The organism is Pseudomonas sp. UBA6753 (genome assembly GCF_002453565.1).
Taxonomy (GTDB): Bacteria; Pseudomonadota; Gammaproteobacteria; order Pseudomonadales; family Pseudomonadaceae; genus Aquipseudomonas; species Aquipseudomonas putida_Z.
On sequence record NZ_DKHD01000023.1, the window covers coordinates 12,128 to 37,063 of the forward strand.

General features: G+C 63.5%; 21 protein-coding genes. 12 read left to right on the forward strand and 9 right to left on the reverse strand.

The genetic code is table 11. The features are described 5' to 3' along the window. The first annotated feature begins 30 nt into the window (after positions 1-30). A complete protein-coding gene (locus B2790_RS08485; protein ID WP_286918625.1) occupies positions 31-300 on the forward strand; it encodes a helix-turn-helix domain-containing protein in 270 nt (89 codons plus the stop codon). A gap of 181 nt (positions 301-481) precedes the next feature. Here B2790_RS08485 and B2790_RS08490 read toward each other — a convergent pair whose 3' ends face one another. Both B2790_RS08490 and B2790_RS08495 read right to left on the reverse strand, forming a co-directional pair. Beyond that, the gene (locus tag B2790_RS08490) at positions 482-1,732 is read right to left on the reverse strand and encodes a ribonucleotide-diphosphate reductase subunit beta (RefSeq protein ID WP_024087598.1); all 1,251 of its coding nucleotides are present in this window, start codon (positions 1,730-1,732) and stop codon (positions 482-484) included. Positions 1,733-1,977: 245 nt separating this feature from the next. Beyond that, the gene (locus B2790_RS08495; protein WP_025340287.1) at positions 1,978-4,857 is read right to left on the reverse strand and encodes a ribonucleoside-diphosphate reductase subunit alpha; all 2,880 of its coding nucleotides are present in this window, start codon (positions 4,855-4,857) and stop codon (positions 1,978-1,980) included. Between the two features lie 829 nt (positions 4,858-5,686). Here B2790_RS08495 and B2790_RS08500 point away from each other — a divergent pair. Together B2790_RS08500 and B2790_RS08505 are read left to right on the forward strand one after the other, a co-directional pair. After that, the gene (locus tag B2790_RS08500; protein WP_025340285.1) at positions 5,687-6,385 is read left to right on the forward strand and encodes a response regulator transcription factor; all 699 of its coding nucleotides are present in this window, start codon (positions 5,687-5,689) and stop codon (positions 6,383-6,385) included. Beyond that, complete coding sequence (locus tag B2790_RS08505; RefSeq protein ID WP_085590717.1) at positions 6,382-7,989, forward strand: ATP-binding protein; 1,608 nt, start codon at positions 6,382-6,384, stop codon at positions 7,987-7,989. The genes B2790_RS08500 and B2790_RS08505 overlap by 4 nt, the downstream gene beginning before the upstream one ends. 3 nt (positions 7,990-7,992) lie before the next feature. Here B2790_RS08505 and B2790_RS08510 read toward each other — a convergent pair whose 3' ends face one another. Continuing rightward, entirely contained in the window at positions 7,993-8,694 is a 702-nt protein-coding gene (locus B2790_RS08510) for a 4'-phosphopantetheinyl transferase family protein (RefSeq protein WP_286918626.1), read from the reverse strand. A gap of 178 nt (positions 8,695-8,872) precedes the next feature. Continuing rightward, a complete protein-coding gene (locus tag B2790_RS08515) occupies positions 8,873-9,664 on the reverse strand; it encodes a dienelactone hydrolase family protein (RefSeq protein WP_084785251.1) in 792 nt (263 codons plus the stop codon). A 129-nt stretch (positions 9,665-9,793) separates the two neighbouring features. Between B2790_RS08515 and B2790_RS08520 the strand changes: the two genes are divergently transcribed. The 4 genes from B2790_RS08520 (at position 9,794) to B2790_RS08535 (ending at position 14,304) form a co-directional block, all read left to right on the forward strand. Further along, complete coding sequence (locus tag B2790_RS08520) at positions 9,794-10,399, forward strand: outer membrane beta-barrel protein (RefSeq protein ID WP_013973837.1); 606 nt, start codon at positions 9,794-9,796, stop codon at positions 10,397-10,399. Between the two features lie 150 nt (positions 10,400-10,549). After that, a complete protein-coding gene (locus B2790_RS08525; RefSeq protein WP_025340281.1) occupies positions 10,550-11,227 on the forward strand; it encodes a response regulator in 678 nt (225 codons plus the stop codon). After that, the gene (locus B2790_RS08530; RefSeq protein ID WP_286918627.1) at positions 11,224-12,570 is read left to right on the forward strand and encodes an ATP-binding protein; all 1,347 of its coding nucleotides are present in this window, start codon (positions 11,224-11,226) and stop codon (positions 12,568-12,570) included. Before B2790_RS08525 ends, B2790_RS08530 begins: the two co-directional genes overlap by 4 nt. Before the next feature lie 411 nt (positions 12,571-12,981). Beyond that, on the forward strand, positions 12,982-14,304 hold the full coding sequence (locus tag B2790_RS08535) for a dicarboxylate/amino acid:cation symporter (RefSeq protein ID WP_025340279.1): 1,323 nt from the start codon (positions 12,982-12,984) through the stop codon (positions 14,302-14,304). A 153-nt stretch (positions 14,305-14,457) separates the two neighbouring features. Here B2790_RS08535 and tsaA read toward each other — a convergent pair whose 3' ends face one another. From tsaA to B2790_RS08555, 4 genes are all read right to left on the reverse strand, one after another. Continuing rightward, on the reverse strand, positions 14,458-15,150 hold the full coding sequence (gene tsaA, locus B2790_RS08540) for a tRNA (N6-threonylcarbamoyladenosine(37)-N6)-methyltransferase TrmO (protein WP_286918628.1): 693 nt from the start codon (positions 15,148-15,150) through the stop codon (positions 14,458-14,460). Positions 15,151-15,156: 6 nt separating this feature from the next. Next, positions 15,157-15,618 carry a DUF1456 family protein gene (locus B2790_RS08545; RefSeq protein WP_013973832.1) on the reverse strand — a complete coding sequence of 154 codons (462 nt, stop codon included), beginning with the start codon at positions 15,616-15,618 and terminating at the stop codon, positions 15,157-15,159. A 48-nt stretch (positions 15,619-15,666) separates the two neighbouring features. Beyond that, positions 15,667-16,377 (reverse strand): rRNA pseudouridine synthase, encoded by a 711-nt coding sequence (locus B2790_RS08550; protein WP_286918629.1) that lies wholly within the window; start codon positions 16,375-16,377, stop codon positions 15,667-15,669. A 77-nt stretch (positions 16,378-16,454) separates the two neighbouring features. Continuing rightward, positions 16,455-16,907 (reverse strand): GNAT family N-acetyltransferase, encoded by a 453-nt coding sequence (locus B2790_RS08555; protein WP_274121079.1) that lies wholly within the window; start codon positions 16,905-16,907, stop codon positions 16,455-16,457. A 200-nt stretch (positions 16,908-17,107) separates the two neighbouring features. On the opposite strand from B2790_RS08555, the gene B2790_RS08560 reads away from it, so the two are divergent. The 4 genes from B2790_RS08560 to B2790_RS08575 all read left to right on the forward strand — a co-directional run bounded on the left by B2790_RS08560 (position 17,108) and on the right by B2790_RS08575 (position 21,264). Beyond that, positions 17,108-17,755: a hypothetical protein gene (locus B2790_RS08560; protein WP_286918630.1), complete on the forward strand. Its 648-nt coding sequence runs from the start codon at positions 17,108-17,110 to the stop codon at positions 17,753-17,755. A gap of 197 nt (positions 17,756-17,952) precedes the next feature. Next, positions 17,953-18,798, forward strand: coding sequence for a DUF6502 family protein (locus tag B2790_RS08565; RefSeq protein WP_274121081.1), 846 nt, complete (start codon positions 17,953-17,955; stop codon positions 18,796-18,798). Further along, positions 18,795-20,459 carry a DUF5666 domain-containing protein gene (locus tag B2790_RS08570; RefSeq protein ID WP_286918631.1) on the forward strand — a complete coding sequence of 555 codons (1,665 nt, stop codon included), beginning with the start codon at positions 18,795-18,797 and terminating at the stop codon, positions 20,457-20,459. The genes B2790_RS08565 and B2790_RS08570 overlap by 4 nt, the downstream gene beginning before the upstream one ends. A 55-nt stretch (positions 20,460-20,514) precedes the next feature. Continuing rightward, positions 20,515-21,264, forward strand: coding sequence for a hypothetical protein (locus B2790_RS08575; RefSeq protein ID WP_024087593.1), 750 nt, complete (start codon positions 20,515-20,517; stop codon positions 21,262-21,264). Positions 21,265-21,364: 100 nt separating this feature from the next. On the opposite strand, the gene rimO is transcribed toward B2790_RS08575, so the two are convergent. Further along, positions 21,365-22,696, reverse strand: coding sequence for a 30S ribosomal protein S12 methylthiotransferase RimO (gene rimO / locus B2790_RS08580; protein WP_013973825.1), 1,332 nt, complete (start codon positions 22,694-22,696; stop codon positions 21,365-21,367). A gap of 235 nt (positions 22,697-22,931) precedes the next feature. Between rimO and B2790_RS08585 the strand changes: the two genes are divergently transcribed. Next, complete coding sequence (locus tag B2790_RS08585; protein ID WP_286918632.1) at positions 22,932-24,842, forward strand: potassium transporter Kup; 1,911 nt, start codon at positions 22,932-22,934, stop codon at positions 24,840-24,842. The last annotated feature ends 94 nt before the right edge of the window (positions 24,843-24,936 follow it).

A 24,936-nucleotide genomic window follows, 5' to 3' on the forward strand; every position in this document is an offset into this window, starting at 1 on the left:
GGCTTTATCGTTCCTTTTGTGGGTAACCAGATGGAACGCAAGTTGGCTTTTGGCTCCGCGCTTAAGGAGGTGCGGGTACGAAAGGAGATAGCACAAGAGCAGCTGGGGGCGAGCCAATCCTTCGTTTCCACAGTTGAGCGTGGCATTCGCAGCCCAACGATAGAAAAAATGGAAGAATTTGCGGAGCGACTAGGTGTGAACCCCGCGACTTTGATTGTGTTGATGCAGGTCGGTCGGGAAGGAGATGTGGACGCGCTTCTGGCTAAAATCCGGGATGAAATCAAAGCGCTGAAGCGGTAGGGGTGTAGTCATCCGTCAGGCTGAAGCAGTGTCCAGCGCAAACATCAAAAGCCTTATACGAAAAAGCCACCATGGTCCTTGCGGCTCAGGTGGCTTTTTCCATTTCATGCGCTTATTTGGTGCGAAAATTCGGAAAATTTGAAATTTGTTCGGTTCTCGCTGAAAAATAAGGGCTCGGATATCAATCCCAGCTCAACGCCCCACCAGTCTGATACTCGATCACGCGGGTCTCGAAGAAGTTCTTCTCTTTCTTCAAGTCCATGATCTCGCTCATCCACGGGAACGGGTTGGTAGTCCCTGGGTACTCTTCCTTCAGGCCAATCTGGGTCAGGCGACGGTTGGCGATGAACTTGAGGTAGTCTTCCATCATCGCTGCGTTCATGCCCAGCACGCCGCGTGGCATGGTGTCACGGGCGTATTCGATCTCCAGCTGGGTCCCTTGCAGGATCATCTGGGTCGCTTCTTCCTTCATCGCCGCATCCCACAGGTGCGGGTTCTCGATCTTGATCTGGTTGATCACGTCGATACCGAAGTTCAGGTGCATCGACTCGTCACGCAGGATGTACTGGAACTGCTCGGCCACGCCGGTCATCTTGTTGCGGCGGCCCATGGACAGGATCTGGGTGAAGCCGCAGTAGAAGAAGATGCCTTCCAGTACGCAGTAGTAGGCGATCAGGTTGCGCAGCAGCTCTTTGTCGGTTTCGACGGTGCCGGTGTTGAATTCCGGATCGGAGATGGCGCGGGTGTACTTCAGGCCCCAGGCGGCTTTCTTCGCTACCGACGGGATCTCGTGGTACATGTTGAAGATCTCGCCTTCATCCATGCCCAGCGACTCGATGCAGTACTGGTAGGCGTGGGTGTGGATCGCCTCTTCGAAGGCCTGGCGCAGGATGTACTGGCGGCACTCCGGGTTGGTGATCAGGCGGTACACGGCCAGGGCCAGGTTGTTGGCTACCAGCGAGTCGGCAGTGGAGAAGAAGCCGAGGTTGCGCATGACGATGCGACGCTCGTCTTCGGTCAGGCCGTCCATGCTCTTCCACAGGGCGATGTCGGCGGTCATGTTGACCTCTTGCGGCATCCAGTGGTTGGCGCAGCCGTCCAGGTACTTCTGCCAGGCCCAGTCGTACTTGAACGGTACCAGCTGGTTGAGGTCGGCGCGGCAGTTGATCATGCGCTTTTCGTCAACACGCACGCGGGCGCCGGAGCCTTCCAGCTCGGCCAGGCCTTCGGCGATGTCGAGGTCGTTCAGGGCAGCCTTGGCGCGCTTGACGGCGTCGGAGTCGTCAGCGGTGGCGGCACGGGCTTCCAGGGCGGCGGCACCACCGGCGCTGTCGAGCTTGTCGAGGGTGGCGGCGGCAGCGGCCTGCGCAGGGGTGTTGCCTTTGGCGGCTACTTCGCCGTCTTCTTTATCGAATTCGTCCCAACTCAGCATGGTGAGATTCTCCTGCTTGAGGGCCATCTATCAAGTATGGCCGGTGGATCTTGGTTGCGGTGCGGTGCACGCAAATCTGAGGTGCCCGAAAGGGCTGGCCGCGGCTTTGTAGCCACGGCTTGTTGTGTCTGGCTGTGGAGAGGCGGCGGGAGTGCCGGCCTCATCGCGGGTGAACCCGCTCCCACAGGGTCCGCAGTGGTGCGGAAAACGCGTTGAGGCTTCCCGCAGGAAGCCTCGGCCTGGCCTTACTGGCAGGCTTCGCAGTCAGGCTCGTCGATCGCGCAGGCCTTCGGCACTGGCGCAGGGCCGGCTGCCTGGACCGGGGCGCTGTCGCCACCGCTGGAAACGGCGTTGAGCTTGCCGGTGTTGATGGTCGACTTCTCGGTGCTGGTCGCGGCCAGGGCACGGAGGTAGTAGGTGGTCTTCAGACCACGGTACCAGGCCATGCGGTAGGTCACGTCCAGCTTCTTGCCCGAGGCGCCGGCGATGTACAGGTTCAGCGACTGGGCCTGGTCGATCCACTTCTGGCGACGCGAGGCGGCATCGACGATCCACTTGGTCTCGACTTCGAACGCGGTGGCGTACAGGTCCTTCAGCTCTTGCGGGATACGCTCGATCTGCTGCACCGAACCGTCGTAGTACTTCAGGTCGTTGATCATTACCGAGTCCCACAGGCCACGGGCCTTCAGGTCGCGGACCAGGTACGGGTTGATCACGGTGAACTCGCCCGACAGGTTCGATTTCACGTACAGGTTCTGGTAGGTCGGCTCGATGGACTGCGACACGCCGGTGATGTTGGCGATGGTCGCGGTCGGCGCGATGGCCATGATGTTCGAGTTACGAATACCTTTCTTGACGCGCTCGCGCACCGGGGCCCAGTCCAGGGACTCTTCCAGGTTGACGTCGATGTACTTGGCGCCACGGGCCTCGATCAGGATCTGTTGCGAATCCAGCGGCAGGATGCCCTTGGACCACAGCGAACCCTGGAAGGTCTCGTACGCACCGCGCTCGTCGGCCAGGTCGCAGGACGCCTGGATGGCGTAGAAGCTGACCGCTTCCATCGACTTGTCGGCGAACTCGACGGCAGCATCGGAGCCGTACGGAATGTGCTGAAGGTACAGCGCATCCTGGAAGCCCATGATGCCCAGGCCGACCGGGCGGTGCTTGAAGTTCGAGTTACGCGCTTGCGGCACCGAGTAGTAGTTGATGTCGATCACGTTGTCGAGCATGCGCACGGCGGTGTTCACGGTGCGTTGCAGCTTGGCGGTGTCCAGCTTGCCGTCGACGATGTGGTTCGGCAGGTTGATCGAGCCCAGGTTGCAGACCGCGATCTCGTCCTTGTTGGTGTTCAGGGTGATCTCGGTGCACAGGTTCGAGCTGTGGACCACGCCCACGTGCTGCTGCGGCGAACGCAGGTTGCAGGGGTCCTTGAAGGTCAGCCACGGGTGGCCGGTCTCGAACAGCATCGACAGCATCTTGCGCCACAGGTCTTTGGCCTGGATGGTCTTGAACACCTTGATCTTGTTGTACTCGGTCAGGGCTTCGTAGTACTCGTAGCGCTCTTCGAAGGCCTTGCCGGTCAGGTCGTGCAGGTCTGGCACTTCCGAAGGCGAGAACAGGGTCCACTTGCCGTCATCGAAGACACGCTTCATGAACAGGTCAGGGATCCAGTTGGCGGTGTTCATGTCGTGGGTACGACGACGGTCATCACCGGTGTTCTTGCGCAGCTCGATGAATTCTTCGATGTCCAGGTGCCAGGTTTCCAGGTAGGCACACACGGCGCCCTTGCGCTTGCCACCCTGGTTGACGGCAACGGCGGTGTCGTTGACCACTTTCAGGAACGGAACCACGCCCTGCGACTTGCCGTTGGTGCCCTTGATGTAGGAGCCCAGTGCACGCACAGGGGTCCAGTCGTTGCCCAGGCCACCGGCGAATTTCGACAGCATGGCGTTGTCGTGGATCGCGTGGTAGATGCCCGACAGGTCGTCCGGCACGGTGGTCAGGTAGCAGCTGGACAGCTGCGGGCGCAGGGTGCCGGCGTTGAACAGGGTCGGGGTCGAGGCCATGTAGTCGAAGGACGACAACAGGTTGTAGAACTCGATGGCACGGGCTTCTTTGTCTTTCTCTTCCAGCGCCAGGCCCATGGCCACACGCATGAAGAACACCTGTGGCAGCTCGAAGCGCACGCCATCCTTGTGGATGAAGTAGCGGTCGTACAGGGTCTGCAGGCCCAGGTAGGTGAATTGCTGGTCACGCTCGTGGTCGATGGCCTTGCCCAGGCGGTCCAGGTCGTAGCCTTTCAGGGCCGGGTCCAGCAGCTCGAACTCGACGCCTTTGTCGATGTAGGCCGGCAGGGCCTTGGCGTACAGGTCGGCCATTTCGTGGTGGGTGGCGCTCTCGGCCACGTTCAGGAAGCCCAGGCCTTCGGCGCGCAGGGTGTCCATCAGCAGGCGGGCGGTAACGAACGAGTAGTTCGGCTCGCGCTCGACCAGGGTACGGGCGGTCATCACCAGGGCGGTGTTGACGTCCTTGATGGCCACGCCGTCGTACAGGTTCTTCAGGGTGTCGCGCTGGATCAGGTCGCCATCGACTTCGGCCAGGCCTTCGCAGGCTTCGCTGATGATGGTGTTCAGGCGGGCCATGTCGAGCGGCGCCAGGCTGCCGTCGGCCAGGGTGATGCGGATGCTTGGGTGCGGCTCGACCACGGACTCGGTGTTGACGCGGGTGGCACGCTCCTTGGCGCGCTGCTCGCGGTAGATCACGTAGTCACGGGCGACTTTCTGCTCGCCGGCGCGCATCAGGGCCAGTTCGACCTGGTCCTGGATTTCTTCGATGTGGATGGTGCCACCCGATGGCATGCGACGCTTGAACGTGGCGGTGACCTGCTCGGTCAGGCGCGCGACGGTGTCGTGGATGCGCGACGAAGCGGCGGCGGTGCCGCCTTCAACTGCGAGGAACGCCTTGGTGATGGCCACGGTGATCTTGTCGTCGGTGTAGGGGACGACAGTGCCGTTACGCTTGATCACACGCAGTTGGCCGGGAGCGGTGGCGGCCAGATCCTGGTTGGAATCGGCGGCCTGCGGCACCTTGGCCTGCGGGTTCTCGCGAGTTGTGTCGGTTTGCATGGGTGGGTGTCTCCACAGTTTCTATATTGTTCAGGCGCCTTTTGGGCGCCCACCGTTCCGTCCACTTGCTCGATGGCCCGGCGGGGATGGGCAATGCGTGCGCATCCGCCCGCGCGGGCGTACCAACTTCGGGACAGACTCAGGAATAAGGGCAATTGGCTCGCCGCTCCCTGGCCGAAGTCAAAGGTTCTGGGCCGGGCCCAAAAACTGTTGCTGATGGATGCCAGGCCTGGCCTGTAACACCCATACCCGAACAAGGCCCTGGAAGAGCTTGCCTCGGTCGCCTCCGCAGGAGCGGTTTGGCTGCTGGAATCACTTGAAGTTCACCCGAAAAAATCGCTTGATTTTGCGGGTTGACTTTTGTGTGTGATTTTGCACGAACCCCTATATCTAGTGGTTCGTTGCGATCGGGATACAAGATAATGCGGTATCGGGGGCTTTGCAAGGCGAGCGCCTGTGGATAACTTGTGCGTACTTTGTGAGTGAATGGTGGGTATTCGCTGTAGGCCTTGTGCCAAGTGGTTTGCAGTATTTTTCTGCGCCTTGCTGCCCCGGGGCAGAATTTTTCGGGCGCGAACCCTATCACAAAAAACGGTTCAGTCTAGGGGCTGCTGGCCGGTTGGCAGTACCGCATGGCAGCCGTAGTATTCCGAGGGGATGTTGCTTTTTGGTTAAAGGGTTATGTTGCCTGTGCTGGCCCCTTCGCGGGCACGCCCGCTCCCACAGGGACTGTGCAAGCCTTGAAAGGGGCGCGGTCCCTGTGGGAGCGGGCGAGCCCGCGAATAGGCCGGCACAGGCCATAGAAAAACAACAAACATAGGCACAAGCCATGGACCACCCCGCACCCCGCATCCTCATCGTCGAAGACGACCAGCGCCTGGCCGAGCTCACCGCCGAGTACCTGCAGGCCAACGGCTACGAAGTCAGCGTCGAGGGCGATGGCGCGCGTGCCGCGCGGCGCATCGTCGACAGCCAGCCCGACCTGGTCATTCTCGACCTGATGCTGCCCGGCGAGGACGGCCTGAGCATCTGCCGCCGGGTGCGCAGCCAGTACCCCGGCCCGATTCTCATGCTGACCGCCCGCAGCGATGAACTCGACCAGGTCCAGGGCCTGGACCTGGGGGCCGACGACTACGTCTGCAAACCCGTACGCCCACGCCTGCTGCTGGCACGCATTCAGGCCCTGCTGCGCCGCAGCGAAGCACCGGACAGCAAGCGCCAGGACCTGGCCTTCGGCGCGCTGCGCATCGACAATCGCCTGCGCGAGGCGCGTCTGGGTGAACAGCTGATCGAGCTGACCGGCGCCGAATTCGACCTGCTCTGGCTGTTGGCCAGCAACGCCGGGCGGGTGCTGACGCGCGAGCAGATCTTCACCGCGCTACGTGGCGTCGGCTACGACGGCCAGGACCGCTCCATCGACATACGCATCTCCAAAATCCGCCCCAAGATCGGCGACGACCCGCTCCAGCCAAGGCTGATCAAGACCCTGCGCAGCAAGGGCTACCTGTTCGTCGGCGAGGCCCCATGAACAACTCGATCTTCCTGCGCATCTATGGCGGCATGCTGGCCGTGCTGGTGCTGGTGGCCCTGCTCGGGGTGCTCAGCCTGCACCTGGTCAACGAAGTCCGTGCCGCCCAGCACCGCGAGGGCCTGGCCCAGGGTACCTTCAGCCTGATGGCCGACAACCTGGCGCTGCAGAACGACACCGAACGCAAGCGCTCGCTGCTGATCTGGGAGCGCCTGCTCGGCGTGCCGCTGGCGCTGCAACCGATGACCGCGCGCACACTCGATGGCGGCCAGCGGGCGCGCCTGTACCGCGGCCTGGTGGTGGTCGAGAAGACCGGCCCGCATGCGGCCCAGGTGCTGCGCAAGGTCGGCCAGGAAGACCTGATGCTGGTAGCGCAGATCAAACAGATCAGCGAGCAACTGGCGCGGGCCACCCTCTATCTGTTGGCTGACGAACTGGTGCGCTACCCGGTGACCGAACAGCAGCAGCGCCTGGCACAGATCAAGAAAGAAAAGGGCTTCGGCTTTGGCGTGGCCCTGCAGCGCATCGAGCGGGTGAGCCTGGACGATGACCAGCGGCGCCGGGTCGAGGAGGGCGACACGGTCATGGCCCTGGGCAAGGATGGTGACTCGATCCGCGTGTTCGCCGGGCTGGCGGGTTCGCCCTGGGTGCTGGAAATCGGCCCGCTGTACCAGCTCAACCCGTATCCGCCGCAGTTGCTGGTCCTGATCACCTTTCTTGGCCTGTGCCTGATCGGCCTGGTGGTCTACCTGCTTGTGCGCCAACTGGAGCGGCGTGTGTCGGGGCTGGAGATTGCCGCCACGCGCATCGCCCAGGGCAGCCTGGACACCCGTGTGCCGGCCGGCGATGCCGACTCGGTGGGGCGCCTGGCCGCGGCCTTCAACGGCATGGCCGAGCACCTGCAGCGCTCGCTGACCATGCAGCGCGAGCTGGTGCGGGCGGTTTCCCACGAGTTGCGCACGCCGGTGGCACGCCTGCGCTTTGGCCTGGAGATGATCGAAAGTGCCACCACCGAGCAGGCCCGGGCCAAGCACCTGGCGGGCATGGACGGCGATATCCAGGACCTCGACAAGTTGGTCGACGAGATGCTCACCTACGCCCGCCTGGAGCAGGGCGCACCGGCGCTGAAGTTCGAGCGGGTAGACCTGGATGCCTTGCTCGACCGGGTGATCGAAGAGCTCGCGCCGCTGCGTGCCGAGGTACGGGTGGTGCGCGGTGAGTGCCAGGGCGCGGATGGCGAAGGCGCCTGGGTCGAAGCCGAACCGCGCTACCTGCACCGGGCCCTGCAGAACCTGGTGGGTAACGCCATGCGCCACGCAGAGGCCGAGGTGCGCCTGAGCTACCAGTTGGGGCAGCAACGCTGCCGCATCGACGTGGAGGATGACGGCCCGGGCATCCCCGAGGGCGTCTGGGACCGTATCTTCACACCGTTCACTCGCCTCGACGACAGCCGTACCCGCGCCTCGGGCGGGCATGGCCTGGGCCTGTCTATCGTGCGGCGGATCATCTACTGGCACGCGGGGCGGGCCACGGTGGGGCGCAGCGCCGCGCTGGGCGGTGCCTGCTTCAGCCTGAACTGGCCACGGCAGCAGGCACCGTTGTGACGGTCAGACGCTGACCAGGCTGAGCAGGTGGCCGTCCTGGAGGCAGAACTGGCCCTGCAGTTCGGCGCCATGCCGCCACTGCGGCGACAGGTCGGTGAGCAGGCGCAGGCGGGCCAGGCCGTCGGCGGACCAGTCCAGCACTTCGGCGTGCTCGAAGTAGAAGCGCTGGCGGGTCAGCGGGTAGAGCGTCTTGAACAGGCTTTCCTTCAGCGAGAAGGTCAGGGTGACGGCAAGGCCGAGCTGGCGGCGGTCCAGGCGCTCGAGTTCGGGCGGGGTGAGGATTTCGCCCATCAGCCGCTCGGCCCGCTGGTCATCCAGCAGTGCTTCCTGATCCAGGCCCAGGCCCTGGCAACTGCCCTCGGCAGCAACCACGGCGGCAGCCCAGCCTTTGCCGTGGGTGATCGAGCCGTGGATGCCGGCGGGCCAGATGGGCGAACGGTCCTCGTGGGTACCGGGCACGTAGTCACGGCCGTCCAGGCGCTGCAGCGCGGCGCGGGCACATACCCGGCCGGCCAGGTACTCGGCCTGACGCTTGGCCACCGAACGCTGCAGGCTGGCGCCTGGCACGACGCCGGCGCGCTGGAAGTCGTCGGGTGCCAGGCGGGCGGGGTCGAAGTAACAACTGACCAGCACCGCGCCGGGTAGTGGGCGGGGCAGGGGCCAGTGGTGCTGGAGCGGGGCGCAGCAGGCGGGGAGTGTGTTCATGGGGGGTATTGTGCCAGCCGCAGCGGTGGTGTGGGAGGTGGAATAGCTGGGGCTGCTTTGCAGCCCAATCGCCGGNNAAGCCAGCTCCCACAGGTACAGGGCACGGCCCAAGCTTTGCGCGGCCCCTGTGGGAGCTGGCTTGCCAGCGATTGGGCCGCAAAGCGGCCCCTCGCGTTGTTTACTTGAACACCTTCTTGAAGAACGCCTGCATATCCGCCCACGATCTTTCATCCGCCGCCTTGTTGTAGCCGATATCCGGCCCGCCATGCTCGCCATGGCTCAGCCGGTCTGCATCCGGGTTGGTAAACCCATGCTTGGCCCCTTCGATACTGACAAACTCATAGTTGACCTTGGCTGCATCCATCTCGGCCTTGAATGCCTCCACCTGCTGCTGAGTAACCATGCTATCTGCCGCGCCGTGCTCGACCAGGATCTCCGCGCGTACCACCCCAGGCCTGGCCGGGGTCTGGGTGGCCAGTGCGCCATGGAAGCTCACCACGCCGTCCAGTTTTTCGCCGCGGCGGGCGGCATCCAGTACCACCTTGCCGCCGAAGCAATAACCGACCGCCCCCAACTGGTGCTTGTTGGTGTTCGGCTGCAGTTTCAGTAGTTCGAGGCCGGCATCGAAGCGCCGCTCCGCGGCCTTGGGGTCTTTCATCGCTGCTGTCATGAATGCCATGGCGTCGGCAGGGTGCTCGGTTTGCTTGCCGTCGCCATACATGTCGATGGCCAGGGCGTTGTAGCCCAGTGCAGCCAGGTCGCGGGCGCGGCGCTTGGCATAGTCGTTCAGCCCCCACCATTCATGCACTACGACAATGCCGGGGCGCTTGCCTTCGATGGCGTCGTCATAGGCGTAGTAGCCGACCAGGCGGTTGCCGTCGGCGTCCTGGTAGGGGATTTCGCGGGTTTGTACCGCCGCTTGGGCGAGGGCGGCGCTGCACATCAGGGTCAAGGCCAGCAGGGCGCGCATGGTCACTACTCCTTGTTCTGCAAACGGTTCGTTCAGCCGAGGTTCAGCCAGGGTTCAGTCGCGGTTCAGGGTGCCCTGCTTACTCTAGCTTCCAGACCGAAACAGCGCACTCAACTGGAGTATCCAGCCATGAAAACCTTCAACACCCTGCTTGCCGCCATGGCCGTCTGCGCCGCTGGCATCACCACTGCCCAGGCCGCTGACGACAACTTCGCCAGCCTGACCTACGGCCAGACCAGCGACAAGGTTCGCAAGTCCGGCCTGCTGCAGCGCAACACCGACCACCTCAACGCCGACGGCATCATCGGCAAGGACGACACCTGGGGTGTGCGCGTGGGCAAGATCAATGACCAGGGCCGCTACTACATGACTTACGACAATGTCTCGGGCGACCACAGCGGCCTGAAGCTGCGCCAGGAAAACCTGCTGGGCAGCTACGACCTTTTCCTGCCGGTGGGTGATACCACCAAGCTGTTCGGCGGCGGCAGCCTGGGCGTGACCAAGCTGACCCAGGACTCGCCGGGTGCCAGCCGGGATACCGACTACGGTTACGCGTATGGCCTGCAGGCCGGCGTGATCCAGGACATTACCGACAAGGCTTCGGTGGAACTGGGCTACCGTTACCTGCGTACCAACGCCGCCACCGAAGTGGGTGCGCACGGCGGGCCGAAGGACGGCACCCTGCGCCTGACCAGCAGCGCGCAGACCTACCTGGCTGCAAGCTACAAGTTCTGACGGGCGAGCCGGATTATCCTGTACCGGCCCTTTCGCGGGCACGCCCGCTCCCACAGGTACTGCACGAGCCTTGGAGCCTGTGCGATCCCTGTGGGAGCGGGCGTGCCCGCGAAGAGGCCGGTACAGGCAATACATATCAAGGAGCTGCACATGAAACTGCTGGTGGTCGAGGACGAAGCCCTGCTTCGCCATCACCTCTACACCCGCCTGGGCGAGAGCGGCCATGTGGTCGAGGCGGTCGCCGATGCCGAGGAGGCGCTGTACCAGGCCGGGCAATACCACTTCGACCTGGCCATCATCGACCTGGGTCTGCCCGGCATCAGCGGGCTGGAGCTGATCACGCGCCTGCGCAGCCAGGACAAGACCTTCCCCATTCTCATCCTAACCGCCCGCGGCAACTGGCAGGACAAGGTCGAGGGCCTGGCCGCCGGTGCCGACGACTACCTGGTCAAGCCGTTCCAGTTCGAAGAACTAGAGGCACGCCTGAACGCCCTGCTGCGCCGTTCCAGCGGCTTCACCCAGTCGACCATTGCCGCCGGCCCGCTGGTGCTCGACCTCAACCGCAAGCAGGCGACGCTGGACGAGCAGCCCCTGGCCCTGACCGCCTATGAATACCGCATCCTCGAATACCTCATGCGCCATCACCAGCAGGTGGTGGCCAAGGACCGCCTGATGGAGCAGCTGTACCCAGGTGACGAGGAACGCGACCCCAATGTCATCGAAGTGCTGGTCGGCCGCCTGCGGCGCAAGCTCGAGGGCGAGCACGGCTTCAAACCGATCGACACCGTGCGCGGCCTGGGCTACCTGTTCACCGAGCGCTGCCGATGATCCGTTCGCTGCGGGTGCGCCTGATGCTGGCGGCCGCGGTGCTGGCGCTGCTGTTCATGCTGGCGCTGCTGCCGGCCTTGCAGAAGGCCTTCAGCCTGGCCCTGCAGGAGTCGATCGAACAACGCCTGGCCTCGGATGTGACCACGCTGATTTCCGCTGCGCGCATTGAACACGGCCAACTGCAGATGCCGACGCTGCTGCCGGACGAGCGTTACAACCTGCCGTACACCGGCCTGCTCGGCTATATCTTCGACCGCGACGGCAAGCTGGTCTGGCAGTCGCGGGCAACCGCCGCGCAGAACGTCAACTACCGCCCGCGCTACGACGGGCGCGGCAACGAATTCGCCCGCATTCACCAGGCCGATGGCGAAGAGTTCTTCGTCTATGACGTCGAGATCAAGCTGCTGGGTGGCCAGAGCGCCGCCTACAGCATCGTTGCCCTGCAACCTGTGCGCGAATACCAGCACACCCTCGATGGCCTGCGCGAAAAGCTCTACCTGGGCTTTGGCGCGGCCTTGCTGGCGCTGCTGGTGCTGCTGTGGGCCGGCCTGACCTGGGGCCTGCGTTCGTTGCGCCGGCTCAGCCGCGAGCTGGACGACGTGGAGTCGGGAATGCGGGATGGCCTGAGTGGCGAACACCCACGGGAGCTGCTGCGCCTGACCGGCTCGCTGAACCGCCTGTTGCGCAGCGAGCGCGAGCAGCGTCAGCGCTACCGTGATTCACTCGATGACCTGGCGCACAGCCTGAAGACGCCGCTGGCGGTGTTGCAGGGGGTGGGCGAAAGCCTGCAGCAGCGTAGCGGCGAGCGCGAGCAGGCGCGCGTGCTGCAGAGCCAGATCGAGCGCATGAGCCAGCAGATCGACTACCAGCTGCAACGCGCCAGCCTGCGCAAGAGCGGCCTGGTACGCCACAGCGTGTTGCTGCGGCCGTTGCTCGAAAGCCTGTGCAGCACCTTGGCCAAGGTGTACCGGGACAAGCGGGTGGATGTGACGCTGCAACTGCCCGATGCGGCGCAGGTGCCGATGGAGCAGGGCGCGTTGCTGGAGCTGCTGGGCAACCTGCTGGAGAACGCCTACCGCTTGAGCCTCGGCCAGGTGCGCGTGAGCCTGGAGCAGGCGCCTGGGCAGTTGACCTTGTGCATCGAGGACGACGGGCCGGGGGTGCCGGCGCACCAGCGCGAGCGGATTCTGGAGCGTGGGGAGCGGCTGGACAGCCAGCACCCGGGGCAGGGGATCGGGCTGGCGGTGGTCAAGGATATCGTCGACAGCTATGACGCCGAGCTGAGCCTGGGGGATTCTCCTCTGGGGGGCGCGGCGTTCAGGATCACCTTCAACCTGGATTGATTTGTAGCCTGTACCGGCCCTTTCGCGGGCTTGCCCGCTCCCACAGGTACTGCTCAGGGCCTGAGGGCAGTGCGGTTCCGGTGGGAGCGGGCAAGCCCGCGAAAGGGCCGGCACAGGCAAACCACAATGGGCGGATTCCCGCCAATGCCCCTGTACAAATCCCGCCACCGGGCGGAAATCCGCCAGCCTTCCTCAGGCAAGTCGCCCCGTCGTTGGGCGTTTATCCCTCGCAAATACAGCCTTTGCACCCTTGGTGGGCATTTTGGCACCACCCTTGCTATTGATCCTCGCAGAGGCCTGCCCAGGCAGCTCGAACACAACGACAAATCCCTCCAGGTGCAGGAGGGTTAGCGATTCAGGTGCCCCATCGCCCTGGGAAGGGTGAACCGGCACACTTGAGGAAAATTAGCCATGACGACACGTCAGCCGCTGTACAAATCCCTGTATGTCCAGGTGTTGGTCGCCATCACCATCGGCATCCTGCTCGGCCACTACTACCCAGAGACCGGCGTCGCCCTCAAACCCTTGGGTGACGGCTTCGTCAAACTGATCAAGATGGTCATCGCCCCGATCATCTTCTGTACCGTGGTCAGCGGCATCGCCGGCATGCAGAGCATGAAGTCGGTCGGCAAGACCGGCGGCTACGCGCTGCTGTATTTTGAAATCGTCTCCACCATCGCCCTGATCATCGGCCTCGTCGTCGTCAACGTGGTCAAGCCGGGCGCTGGCATGCACATCGACGTCAGCACCCTGAACGCCAGCAGCGTGGCTGCCTACGCCGCCGCCGGCGCGCAGCAGACCACTGTCGGCTTCCTGCTCAACGTCATCCCCAACACCGTGGTCGGCGCCTTCGCCAACGGCGACATCCTGCAAGTGCTGATGTTCTCCGTGCTGTTCGGCTTCGCCCTGCACCGCCTGGGCAGCTACGGCAAGCCGGTGCTGGACATGATCGACCGCTTCGCCCATGTCATGTTCAACATCATCAACATGATCATGAAACTGGCCCCGGTCGGTGCCTTCGGTGCAATGGCCTTCACCATCGGCCAGTACGGCGTTGGCTCGCTGGTGCAACTGGGCTACCTGATGGCCTGCTTCTACATCACCTGCCTGCTGTTCGTGCTGGTGGTGCTGGGTGGTATCTGCCGCGCCCACGGTTTCAGTGTCCTCAAGCTGATCCGCTACATCCGTGAAGAACTGCTGATCGTGCTGGGTACTTCCTCCTCGGAGTCGGCCCTGCCACGCATGCTGGCCAAGATGGAGCGCCTGGGTGCGAAGAAGTCGGTGGTTGGCCTGGTCATCCCGACCGGTTACTCGTTCAACCTCGATGGCACCTCGATCTACCTGACCATGGCTGCGGTGTTCATTGCCCAGGCCACCGACACCACCATGGACATCACTCACCAGATCACCTTGCTGCTGGTGCTGCTGGTGGCTTCCAAGGGTGCTGCCGGTGTTACCGGCTCGGGCTTCATCGTCCTGGCCGCCACCCTGTCGGCCGTTGGTCACCTGCCGGTTGCCGGCCTGGCGCTGATCCTCGGCATCGACCGCTTCATGTCCGAAGCCCGCGCCCTGACCAACCTGGTTGGCAATGCCGTTGCCACCGTGGTCGTGGCCAAGTGGGTGAAGGAAATGGACAACGACAAGCTGGCATCGGAGTTGGCCTCCGGTGGTGCGCCGCTGGTCGATACCCGTCCGACCGACGACCTGGGCGTGGCTGAAGGCCCGGCTCGCTGATCGCGGGATGGTGAAAAGAAAAAGGCGACCTCAGGGTCGCCTTTTTTGTGGGTGATTATTGTGCTTTCAGGCCCGGCCCTATCGCCGGCAAGCCAGCTCCCACAGGATCACCACAGGCCTGAACATTGTGCGGTCCCTGTGGGCCTGTGATCCTCAATCTTTCACCACCTCCAGCACCCGGATCATGTCCGGTTGCGGGTAGTGCCAGCGCACCTGCACATCCCAGAACTTCACCCCATACACCCGCTCGGCCGGCGGCACCTGGTAGGCCGGCCGTGGGTCCTGCGCCAGGCACTGCTCGATCAGCTCCACCAGCGGTTCACCCAGGCGCAATGCATGTTCGCGGGCCTTGGGCAGGGCGTTGTCGCCCCACTGCACGACGATCGCGGCGGGTGCTTGGCTGGCCATCTGGTTGCTGGCGCCAGCGATGCTATCGGCGTACGGCACATACGGCTTGATGTCCAGCACCGGCGTACCGTCGAGCAGGTCGATGCCAGACAACAGCAGGCGCCCTGGCTCCACGCCTTCCAGGCGTACCACCGACTGGCCGATGCCATTGGGCCGGTGAGTGGCGCGGGTGGCGAACACACCCATGCTCTTGTTGCCGCCCAGGCGCGGTGGCCGCACTTTCAGGCGGGGTTTGTCTTCCAGTGCCTGGTGGAACAGGAACAGCAGCCAGACATGGCTGACCTGCTCCAGCCCCTCGACCGCATCGCCCTGGTCGAACGGTGGCAGCAGTTCGAGCACGCCGCGTGCGGCGGGCGCCAGTTGCGGCTGGCGCGGGATGGCGAACTTCTCCTTGAAACAGGAGCGGACGATGCCGACCGGGGTAACCGTATGCTGCATGGCCAATCAGCCACGCACGCGCAGGGTCAGGCCCTTGAGGAAGTTGCGCAGCAGCTGGTCGCCGCAAGGGCGGTAGTTGTCATGGCCGGCCTTGCGGAACAGCGCGCTGAGCTCGGGTTTGCTGACCGGGAAGTTGACCGACTTGAGGATCGCATGCAGGTCATCTTCCTTGAGCTCGAAGGCCACCCGCAGCTTCTTGAGGATGAGGTTGTTGGTTACCGGCAGCTCGATCGGCTGCGGCGGGCGGCTGTCATCCTTGCCGCGGCGGTGGATCACCAGGCCGTCGAGAAAGTGCGCCATGACCCGTTCCGGGCACCGCACGAAGCCTTCCTCGTCTTCCTTCTTCAGGTAGGTGGCCAGCACCAGGGGATGCACGTCGAGGCCGGATAGCCCGATGATTTCGGCCATCTTGGCGTCATTCACCTTGAGCATGTAGCGCAGGCTGCGCAGGACGTCGTTGTGGTTCATTGTTGCAGAATCCTGTTCAGGTGCCGCACCTGTGGCGCGGCGTATTGCTTAGAAACGTTCGGTAGTGGCCAGGTAGCGCCACTGGCCCAGGGGCAGCTTGCCCATCGATACGCCACCCAGGCGAATGCGGCGCATGCCTACCAGCTCCAGGCGCAGGTAGGCGCACAGCTCTGCGATCTGCCCGGGCTGCGGGTTTTTCAGGGCCATGCGCAGGTGGGTTTCGTTCTGCCAGCTGGCCTTGGCTTTAGGCAGCTCGCGGTCATTGCGGGTGGCACCGCGCGCCAGGCGTTCCAGCGCCTGGGGCGTGGTCTCGCCGCGCACTTCAACGATGAATTCCTGTTCCAGGCGGCGCAGGTCGGCGTCGATCTTGCGGGTTACCCGCCAGTCCTGGGTGAATACCTGCAGGCCGCTGGCGCCGCGCTCCAGCGGCGCCACGCAGGCCTGCCGGGCAAAATGCCCGTGCAGTGCGCGCACGCCTTCGCGGTGGGCTTCGCTGAGGTTGCTCATGTTCATGCTGGCGCGGGAGGTTTCGCTGTCCACGCTGGCCGGCTGGTTCAGCAGCAGGGTTACCGGTTCCAGCGTTTCGGCACGGGCACCCGGCAGCAGTTCGACGCGCTGCTGTTCGACCTTGAACTGCGGTTGCTCGACCACCACGCCATCGACCGTGACCCAGCCGCCCTCGATATACAGCTCGGCCTCGCGGCGGGAGCAGCCAAGCTGCTCGATAAGGCGTTTGGACAGGCGGACGGGTTCGGACATGACGGCAATTCGCAAAGGCAGGGAAAGACCTGCATTGTACCTGCCCGCGCGGCAGAGGGGCTGGGAATCTGTGTCATTTACGCCGTTTTGCGCAGGCGCATGTGCAGCAGCGGGTAGGGTTGCCCCAGGCCGTCGGTTTCCGAACGGCCGATCACCTCGAAGCCCTCGTGCAGGTAGAAGCCCAAGGCTTGCGGGTTCTGTTCGTTGACGTCCAGGCGCTCGGCATTCAGTTCGTCGATCGCATAGCGCAGCAGGCGCTTGCCAACCCCTTTGCCACGGTACTCCGGTGCGACGAACAGCATGTCCACGCGCCCGTTGGCGACCCCGGCGAAGCCGCAGATGCGCTGGCGGTCCTTGCAGCAGATCAGCATCACTGCATCGAGGTAGCGACGCAGCACCTGGTCGCGCAGCAAGACGATGTAGCAATCCGGCAGGAAGTCGTGGGTGGCGCGTACCGAGTCCTCCCACACCTGTACCAGTTCGCCGTAGTCACTCAAGCGCGGGGTTTGCAGCGTCAGTACCGAATGCATGCCGGTGTTCCTCCATGACGATAAGGCAAACATAGCAGGCCAACCACCGGTCGGCTTCTCCGTGCGCTGCTTGAACCTCGGGGTTTGGCGGTCTATTACTTTCCTGTGGGAAAAATTCCCACACAATGAAAGGCAAGAACCGAACACAGGATTCCCGGCTTGATTTGGCGTTTCTCATGGCGACGACCTGGAGACGAAATATGCAAATACATGTGCTGTTCAAAAAGGCGCTACTGGCGGTTGCCGTTGCTGGCGTGCTGTCGACTTCCATCGTTCTGATCCCAGACTCGATATCCAATGGCTCCAGCGCCTACGCCAAGGATGGTGGTGGCGGTGGTGGTCACGGAGGTGGGGGCGGCGGTGGCCACGGTGGTGGTGGAGGTGGCCATGGTGGGGGCGGCGGTGGTGGCCATGGTGGTGGCGGCGGTGGTCACGGTGGTGGCGGTGGCGGCCATGGCGGTGAAGGCGGCGGCCACGGCGCTGGCGGGGATGGAGATGGCCATGCCGGCAACAGTGGGCGCGGCCATGACGGCTCCTCGAACTCTGGGCGCAGCGGCAACCACGCTGAAGCAGGTGATGATCATGGCAATCACGTTGGCGGTGAGCCTGGGGACGATCACGGCAATCACGTTGGTGGTGAACCCGGTGACGATCATGGCAATCACGTTGGCGGTGAGCCCGGGGACGACCATGGCAATCATGTTGGCGGTGAGCCTGGCGATGACCACGGCAATCACGCTGGTGGTGAACCTGGTGATGATCGTGGCGACCATTTGGGTGGCGAACCGGGTGATGACCGCGGTGAGCATGCCGCAGGCGAACCGGGTGATGACAACAGCAGGAGCTGACTGGCTCTGAACGGTCTCATGCAGCGCCCACGGGGCGGGCCTGCATGAGGCCAGGTTCGGATACACGGCAGCCCCACTCAACGCGAATGCAATGAGCGCCGACGACTATCCCTCATCTCGTCCGGGATATGGTCACAGTTGGTGTGGGATCTTTTCCCGCGTCGTATACTGGGTTCATCTGTCAAGGAATGCGCTCAATGCAATCGCCTACCATCCCACCTTCGATGTTAAGCGCACTGCGGCGTGTCATGCGCCCTCTGGTGCGCCTGATGCTGCGCAAAGGGGTCACCTACACGATGTTCGCCGACCTGCTCAAGGAAGTGTTCGTCGATGTGGCCCATCGCGAGTTTCGCCTGGACGGTACAGTGCCGACCGACAGCCGCATCAGCCTGCTCACGGGCGTGCATCGCAAGGATGTCCGGCGTTTGCGCAGCGAGGGGGGCGCATTGCTCGCCGCGCTGCCGGAAAACATCACGTTAGGCGCACAGTTGGTCAATATGTGGACCACTGGCAAGCCGTTCTGCTCGGCGCCTGGCCAGGCGCTGCCGTTGCCGCGCCTGGCGAGCGTTGGCGGCGATTGTTCCTTCGATGCCCTGGTGGCGAAGATCAGCACCGACATCCGCGGGCGGGTGGTGCTGGATGAGTGGTTGCGCCTGGGTATCGTCCGGCTCGACGACCAGGACTGTGTTCACCTGGAGGCCCAGGCATTCGTGCCGCAGAAGGGCTTCGACGAAAAGGCCGCTTACTTTGGCCACAACCTGCATGACCATGCCTGCGCGGCAGTGCACAACCTGAGTGGGGACGGCCAGCCGTTCTTTGAACGCAGTGTGCACTACGACGCCTTGAGCCCGGCCAGCGTCGACCATCTGCGTGCGGCGGTGGACAAGGACGGCATGCAGATGCTGCTTGCCTTCAGCCGGCTCGCATCAGGCCTGGAAGATGCCGATGTGCCCAGCGCCGAGCAACGTCAGCGCATCACGGTCGGGCTTTATTTCTACACTGAAACTACCGACCCCGATTTATCGAAGACACCAGACCCATGACTTCCCTCGCGCGCTTCCTCAGTGTCGTCACACTGCTCCTGGGTTTCGGGCTGAACCTGGTGGCGCCTGCCGAGGTGGCCGCAGCACCGGTATGTGTCAGCCGTGACGAAGTGGGTATGGCGGGGGCGGCGGGCTTGCAGGTTCCGGGCGGTATTGGTGGTACCGGGGCCAGGACGGGCGGGGTCGGTGGTACCGGTGTACGCAGCGAAAACGGCGGAGTGGGTGGCACCGGTGCGCCGCTGCCGCAGCGTCCCGGTGGCACGGGCGGGACCGGTGCGGTGGCCGACGGTGTGGACGGCACCTTCATCGATCACGGCGGGGTAGGCGGTACCGGCGCACCGATCCTGCACCCTGGCGGTACCGGTGGCACGGGCATCGTCGGCACCATCACCGGGTTTGCCTCGATCTGCGTCAATGGCCTGGAAGTGCACTTTGGCAAGGATGTGCCGGTGAGTGAAAACGGTGCGCCTGCCAGTAGCGCTCACCTGGCAATCGGCCAGGTTGTCGCGGTGGAGGCATTTGCCGGCAAACGCGGCCTGCAAGCAGGGCGCATCTCGATCCTCAACGTTTACGAAGGGCCGCTGACGGCACTGCCCAATGCTTCGGCCCCCCTGCGGGTCATGGGCCAACCTGTGCGGCTTGCTGCAGGGGCGCGGGTGGCTGAAGGGCTGCGCCCGGGCGAGCCGGTCAGGGTCAGTGGCCTGCGCGATGCCAGGGGCGAAGTGGTAGCCAGTCGTATCGAGCGGGCGCCGGGCCTCAGGGAAGCCAGTGCCATCGGTGCGGTTGACCGTGCCGGCAGCCTCCAGGGGCTGAAGCTGGGAACCCGTGTGGCACCTGCGCGGGAAGTGCTGGTACGTGGGCAGTGGACCGGACGCCAGCTGGAAGTGGCGCAAACCCGCCCAGACCCGAGCCTGCCTTTTGCTGGCCGTGTGCAGACGGCGGTGATAGAGGGGCTGGTACAGCGCAGCCACGCTCAACAACTGGTGGTGGCAGGCATCAAGGTGACGCTGGGGCAGGGCACCGTGATCGTCGGCAAGCAACCCGCGGCATTGGCGCTCGACCAACGTGTGCGGGTGAGCGGGGTATTCAATGGCAGGCACGAGCTGCGGGCAACCCGCGTGGAGTTCGATGACGACCGTGCCGACAACCCGGACAGAGGGCATTCGGGGCGTGGCAGCGAGCACGGCACCCGTGACGCTGAAGCTTCCAGCAATAGCGGGCATGGCGGACGCGATGCGACCAGTGATCGCATTGAAAGCAGTGATGACCACAGCGGGCACGGCAGTGTTGACGATTCCAGTGGTCGGGACAGTACTGAAAGCGTGGACAAGTCCGGAAGGTCGGAACATGTCGACACCGTGGAACAACCTGAGAGCAGCAATAGTGGCAGCTCTGACCGGGTAGAGAAGGTCGAGCTTGAAAAGGTGGAAAAGATCGAAAAAGCAGAGAAGGTTGAAAAGGTAGAGAAAGTAGAAAAAGTCGAGAAGATCGAGAAAGCCGAGAAGCCCGAAAAGGTCGAGAAGATCGAAAAGCCTGAGAAAGTCGAGAAGGTAGAAAAAGTTGAGAAGGTCGAGAAAGTAGAGAAGGTTGAAAAGGTCGAAAGGCCCGAGACAGTAGAGAAAGTCGAAAAAGTGGAGCATCCAGAGCGATCCGGGCATTAGGCAACTAGGCTGGGTAAGTGCTATCACCCTTCCCGTCCGGGATACCGAGGTGCAGATGAGACCCACGCTCCCTCTTTTCGCCTGCTTGCTGTCATGCGCCAGCGCATCGGTGCTGGGCGATACCTTCAGCGCCGCCATAGGCATGGACTATTCAAGTGGCGACTATGGCACGGGTACAACCTCGGAAATCTGGTACGTCCCCGTGGTCGGCAAGTATGAAACCGGCCCGATGACCTACAAGGTCACCGTGCCCTGGCTGCGCATCACCAACCCTGAAGTGGGCCCGAATGGTGACCCCTTGCCCGGTGGCTGCCGGGATGTGGAAAGCGGGCTGGGGGACACGGTTGCCAGCGCCGGTTATGCCCTGCTCGATGGCAGTGACGGCGGCCTGATGCTGGACCTGATCGGCAAGGTCAAATTCCCCACTGCCGATGAAGACCAGTGCCTGGGCACCGGTGAATACGACTACACCGGCCAGGTCGACATCGCCAAGGCCTTTGGCCCGGTGACCGGCTTCGCGACCCTGGGCTGGAAGAAGTTCGGCGACCCGCCCGACAGCGATTTCGACGACCCGATATTTGCCAGTCTCGGCTTCGCCATGCCCGTGGCTGCAGGCACTTCCGCGGGCGCCTCCTACGACTGGCGGCAGAAAGTCGTCTCGACGGGCGCGCAGATCAAGGAACTTACCCTGTTCCTGACACACAAGCTCAACCAGCAGTGGAAAGTGCAACTCTATGCAGTCAAAGGCTTCTCGGATGCCAGCCCGGATGCAGAGGGCGGCCTGATGCTTTTTCACGCGTTCTGACGAAAAAGCCCCAGACCCGGTAATGCCTGTCAGATAGCGTCAATGGGGCCGCGAAGCGGCCCCAAATTACATAACTGACAGGCATTATGTTCCAGCGCGATTAAATGGGTTCAGCCCACATGTCGTATTCGTCGGCATCCACCACGCGGCAACGTACCTTGTCACCCGGCTTGAAGCCGTGGTCGCCATCGATGAACACGCTGCCGTCGATTTCCGGGGCATCGAAGAAGCTGCGGCCAACCGAACCTTGCTCTTCCACTTCATCGATCAGCACGTCGATTTCCTTGCCGATGCGCAGTTGCAGGCGGGCGGCGCTGATGGCCTGCTGGTGGGCCATGAAGCGGTCCCAGCGGTCCTGCTTGACGTCGTCCGGCACTTCTTCCAGGCCCAGGTCGTTGGCCGGGGCGCCTTCCACCGGCGAGTACTGGAAGCAGCCCACGCGGTCCAGCTGGGCTTCGGTCAGCCAGTCCAGCAGGTACTGGAAGTCTTCCTCGGTCTCGCCCGGGAAGCCGACGATGAAGGTGGAGCGAATCACCAGCTCCGGGCACTGCTCGCGCCAGTTCTTGATACGTGCCAGGGTGCGGTCTTCGAAGGCCGGGCGCTTCATGGCCTTGAGCACTTTCGGGCTGGCGTGCTGGAACGGGATATCCAGGTACGGCAGGATCTTGCCGGCGGCCATCAGCGGGATCACGTCGTCTACGTTCGGGTACGGGTACACGTAGTGCAGACGTACCCAGGCACCCAGGCTGCTCAGGGCTTCGCACAGCTCGAGCATGCGGGTCTTGACCGGGCGGCCGTTCCAGAAGTCGGTCTTGTACTTGACGTCGACGCCGTAGGCGCTGGTGTCCTGGGAAATCACCAGGATTTCCTTGACCCCGGCCTTGACCAGGCGCTCGGCCTCGCTCAGCACTTCGCCGACCGGGCGGCTGACCAGTTTGCCGCGCATCGACGGGATGATGCAGAAACTGCAGCTGTGGTTGCAGCCTTCGGAAATCTTCAGGTACGCATAGTGGCGCGGGGTCAGCTTGACGCCCTGCGGCGGTACCAGGTCGATCAGCGGGTTGTGGTCCTGGCGTGGCGGCACCACTTCGTGCACGGCGTTGACCACCTGCTCGTACTGCTGCGGGCCGGTTACCGACAGCACGCTCGGGTGCACGTCACGGATGCTGCCTTCCTCGACACCCATGCAGCCGGTGACGATGACCTTGCCGTTTTCCTTGATCGCTTCGCCGATCACTTCCAGCGACTCGGCCTTGGCGCTGTCGATGAAGCCGCAGGTGTTGACCACCACCACGTCGGCGTCCTCGTAGGTGGGCACGACTTCATAGCCTTCCATGCGCAGCTGGGTCAGGATGCGCTCGGAATCGACCAGGGCTTTTGGGCAACCCAGGCTTACGAAACCTACCTTGGGGGTGGCGGGCGTGGTGGACATGACTAACCTCGGTATTGAATGCAGGTCGCCCGACCGGAATCGGGGGCGATCTTGACGGGCGCTTTTGGCGCCTCTGATCAAAAAGTGCGCAATTCTAGCGAGCGCAGGGTCGCTTGACCAGCAGAAATGCGACGAACGCTGCGCTATGCTTCGCGCCATTGTGTCGGGGGTATCAGTATCACCTGGCGCATGGGGAATTCTACTGGCCTTGCAAGGCCGTCTGCGGGAGTGGTCGATGGTTCAGGCAAGCAGTCACGCCGAGGGCGGGCACGAGGGGAAGCAGGGCGCGACGCGGTCGCTGAGCCTGCTCGTGGCGGCGGTCGGGGTGGTTTATGGCGATATTGGTACCAGTCCGTTGTATACCCTCAAGGAAGTCTTCAGCGGCGGGTACGGAGTGCCGGTCAACCATGACGGCGTGCTGGGGATCCTGTCGCTGATCCTGTGGTCGCTGCTGTGGGTGGTGTCGTTCAAGTACGTGATGTTCATCCTGCGCGCCGACAACCAGGGCGAGGGTGGCACCATGGCTCTGACTGCACTGGCGCGGCGGGCCACGGCGGCCTACCCGAGGTTGCGTACGCTGATGGTGGTGTGCGGGTTGATCGGCGCTTCGCTGTTCTATGGCGACAGCATGATCACCCCTGCGGTGTCGGTACTGTCGGCGGTCGAGGGCATGGGGCTGGCCTTCGAAGGCATCGACCACTGGGTTGTACCGATTTCGCTGGTGATCCTGGTGGCGCTGTTCCTGGTGCAGAAGCACGGCACCGAGAAGATCGGCAAGCTGTTTGGCCCGATCATGGTCACCTGGTTCCTGGCGCTGGGCTCGCTGGGCGTGTACGGCATATCGCAGAGCCCGGAAGTGCTCAAGGCTTTCAACCCGGCCTGGGCGGTCAACTTCTTCGTGGTTCACCCCGGCATGGGCGTTGCCATTCTCGGCGCGGTGGTCCTGGCGCTGACCGGTGCCGAGGCGCTGTACGCCGACATGGGCCACTTTGGCCGCAAGCCGATCGCTCGGGCCTGGTTTGCCCTGGTGCTGCCGGCACTGGTGCTCAACTACTTTGGCCAGGGCGCGTTGCTGCTGCAGGACCCGGATGCTGCACGTAACCCGTTCTACCTGCTGGCGCCGGGCTGGGCACTGCTGCCGATGGTCGGCCTGGCTACCATGGCCACGGTGATCGCTTCGCAGGCGGTGATCTCGGGGGCGTTCTCCCTGACCCGCCAGGCCATCCAGCTGGGCTACATCCCACGCATGCAGATCCAGCACACTTCCAGCGATGAACAGGGGCAGATCTATATCGGTGCGATCAACTGGACACTGATGGTCGGCGTGGTACTGCTGGTGCTTGGTTTCGAGTCATCCGGTGCCCTGGCGGCGGCATACGGGGTGGCTGTGACCGGTACCATGCTGATGACCACCATCCTGGTTGCGGCGGTGATGCTGCTGCTATGGAAGTGGCCACCGGTGCTGGCGGTGCCGATCCTGATGGGTTTCCTGTTGGTGGATGGGCTGTTCTTTGCCGCCAACGTGCCGAAGATCATCCAGGGCGGGGCCTTCCCGGTCCTGGCCGGCGCTGTGCTGTTCCTGTTGATGAGCACCTGGAAGCGCGGCAAGCAGATCCTGATGGAGCGTATCGACGAAGGCGCGCTGCCGCTGCAGCTGTTCATCAGCAGTATCCGCATTCAACCGCCGCACCGTGTCGAAGGCACGGCGGTGTTTCTCACGGCGCGCTCCGATGCGGTACCCCATGCGCTGTTGCACAACATGCTGCATAACCAGGTGCTGCACAGCCAGGTGGTGCTGCTGACGGTGGTCAGCGAGGATCGGCCACGGGTGCCGGAGCAGGAGCGCTTTGAGGTGGAGGCCTATGGCGACGGGTTCTTCCGCGTGTTGCTGCACTTTGGCTTCATGGACGAACCGGACGTGCCGGCGGCGTTGAAGCTGTGTCACCTGGAAGATCTGGACTTCAGCCCGATGCGCACCACCTTCTTCCTCAGCCGCGAGACCGTGATCGCCTCACGGCTGGAGGGAATGTCGCGCTGGCGGGGCAATCTGTTCGCGTTCCTGCTGAAGAATGCCAACGGCAACTTGCGCTTCTTCAACCTGCCGCTGAACCGGGTGATCGAGCTGGGGACCCAGGTCGAGATCTGAGGTGCAACACAGATTTCAAGGCAGTACCCGCCCCATGTGGGAGCGGGCGTGCCCGCGAAGCCGGCAACTCGTTGTAGGGCACCGGCTTCGCCGG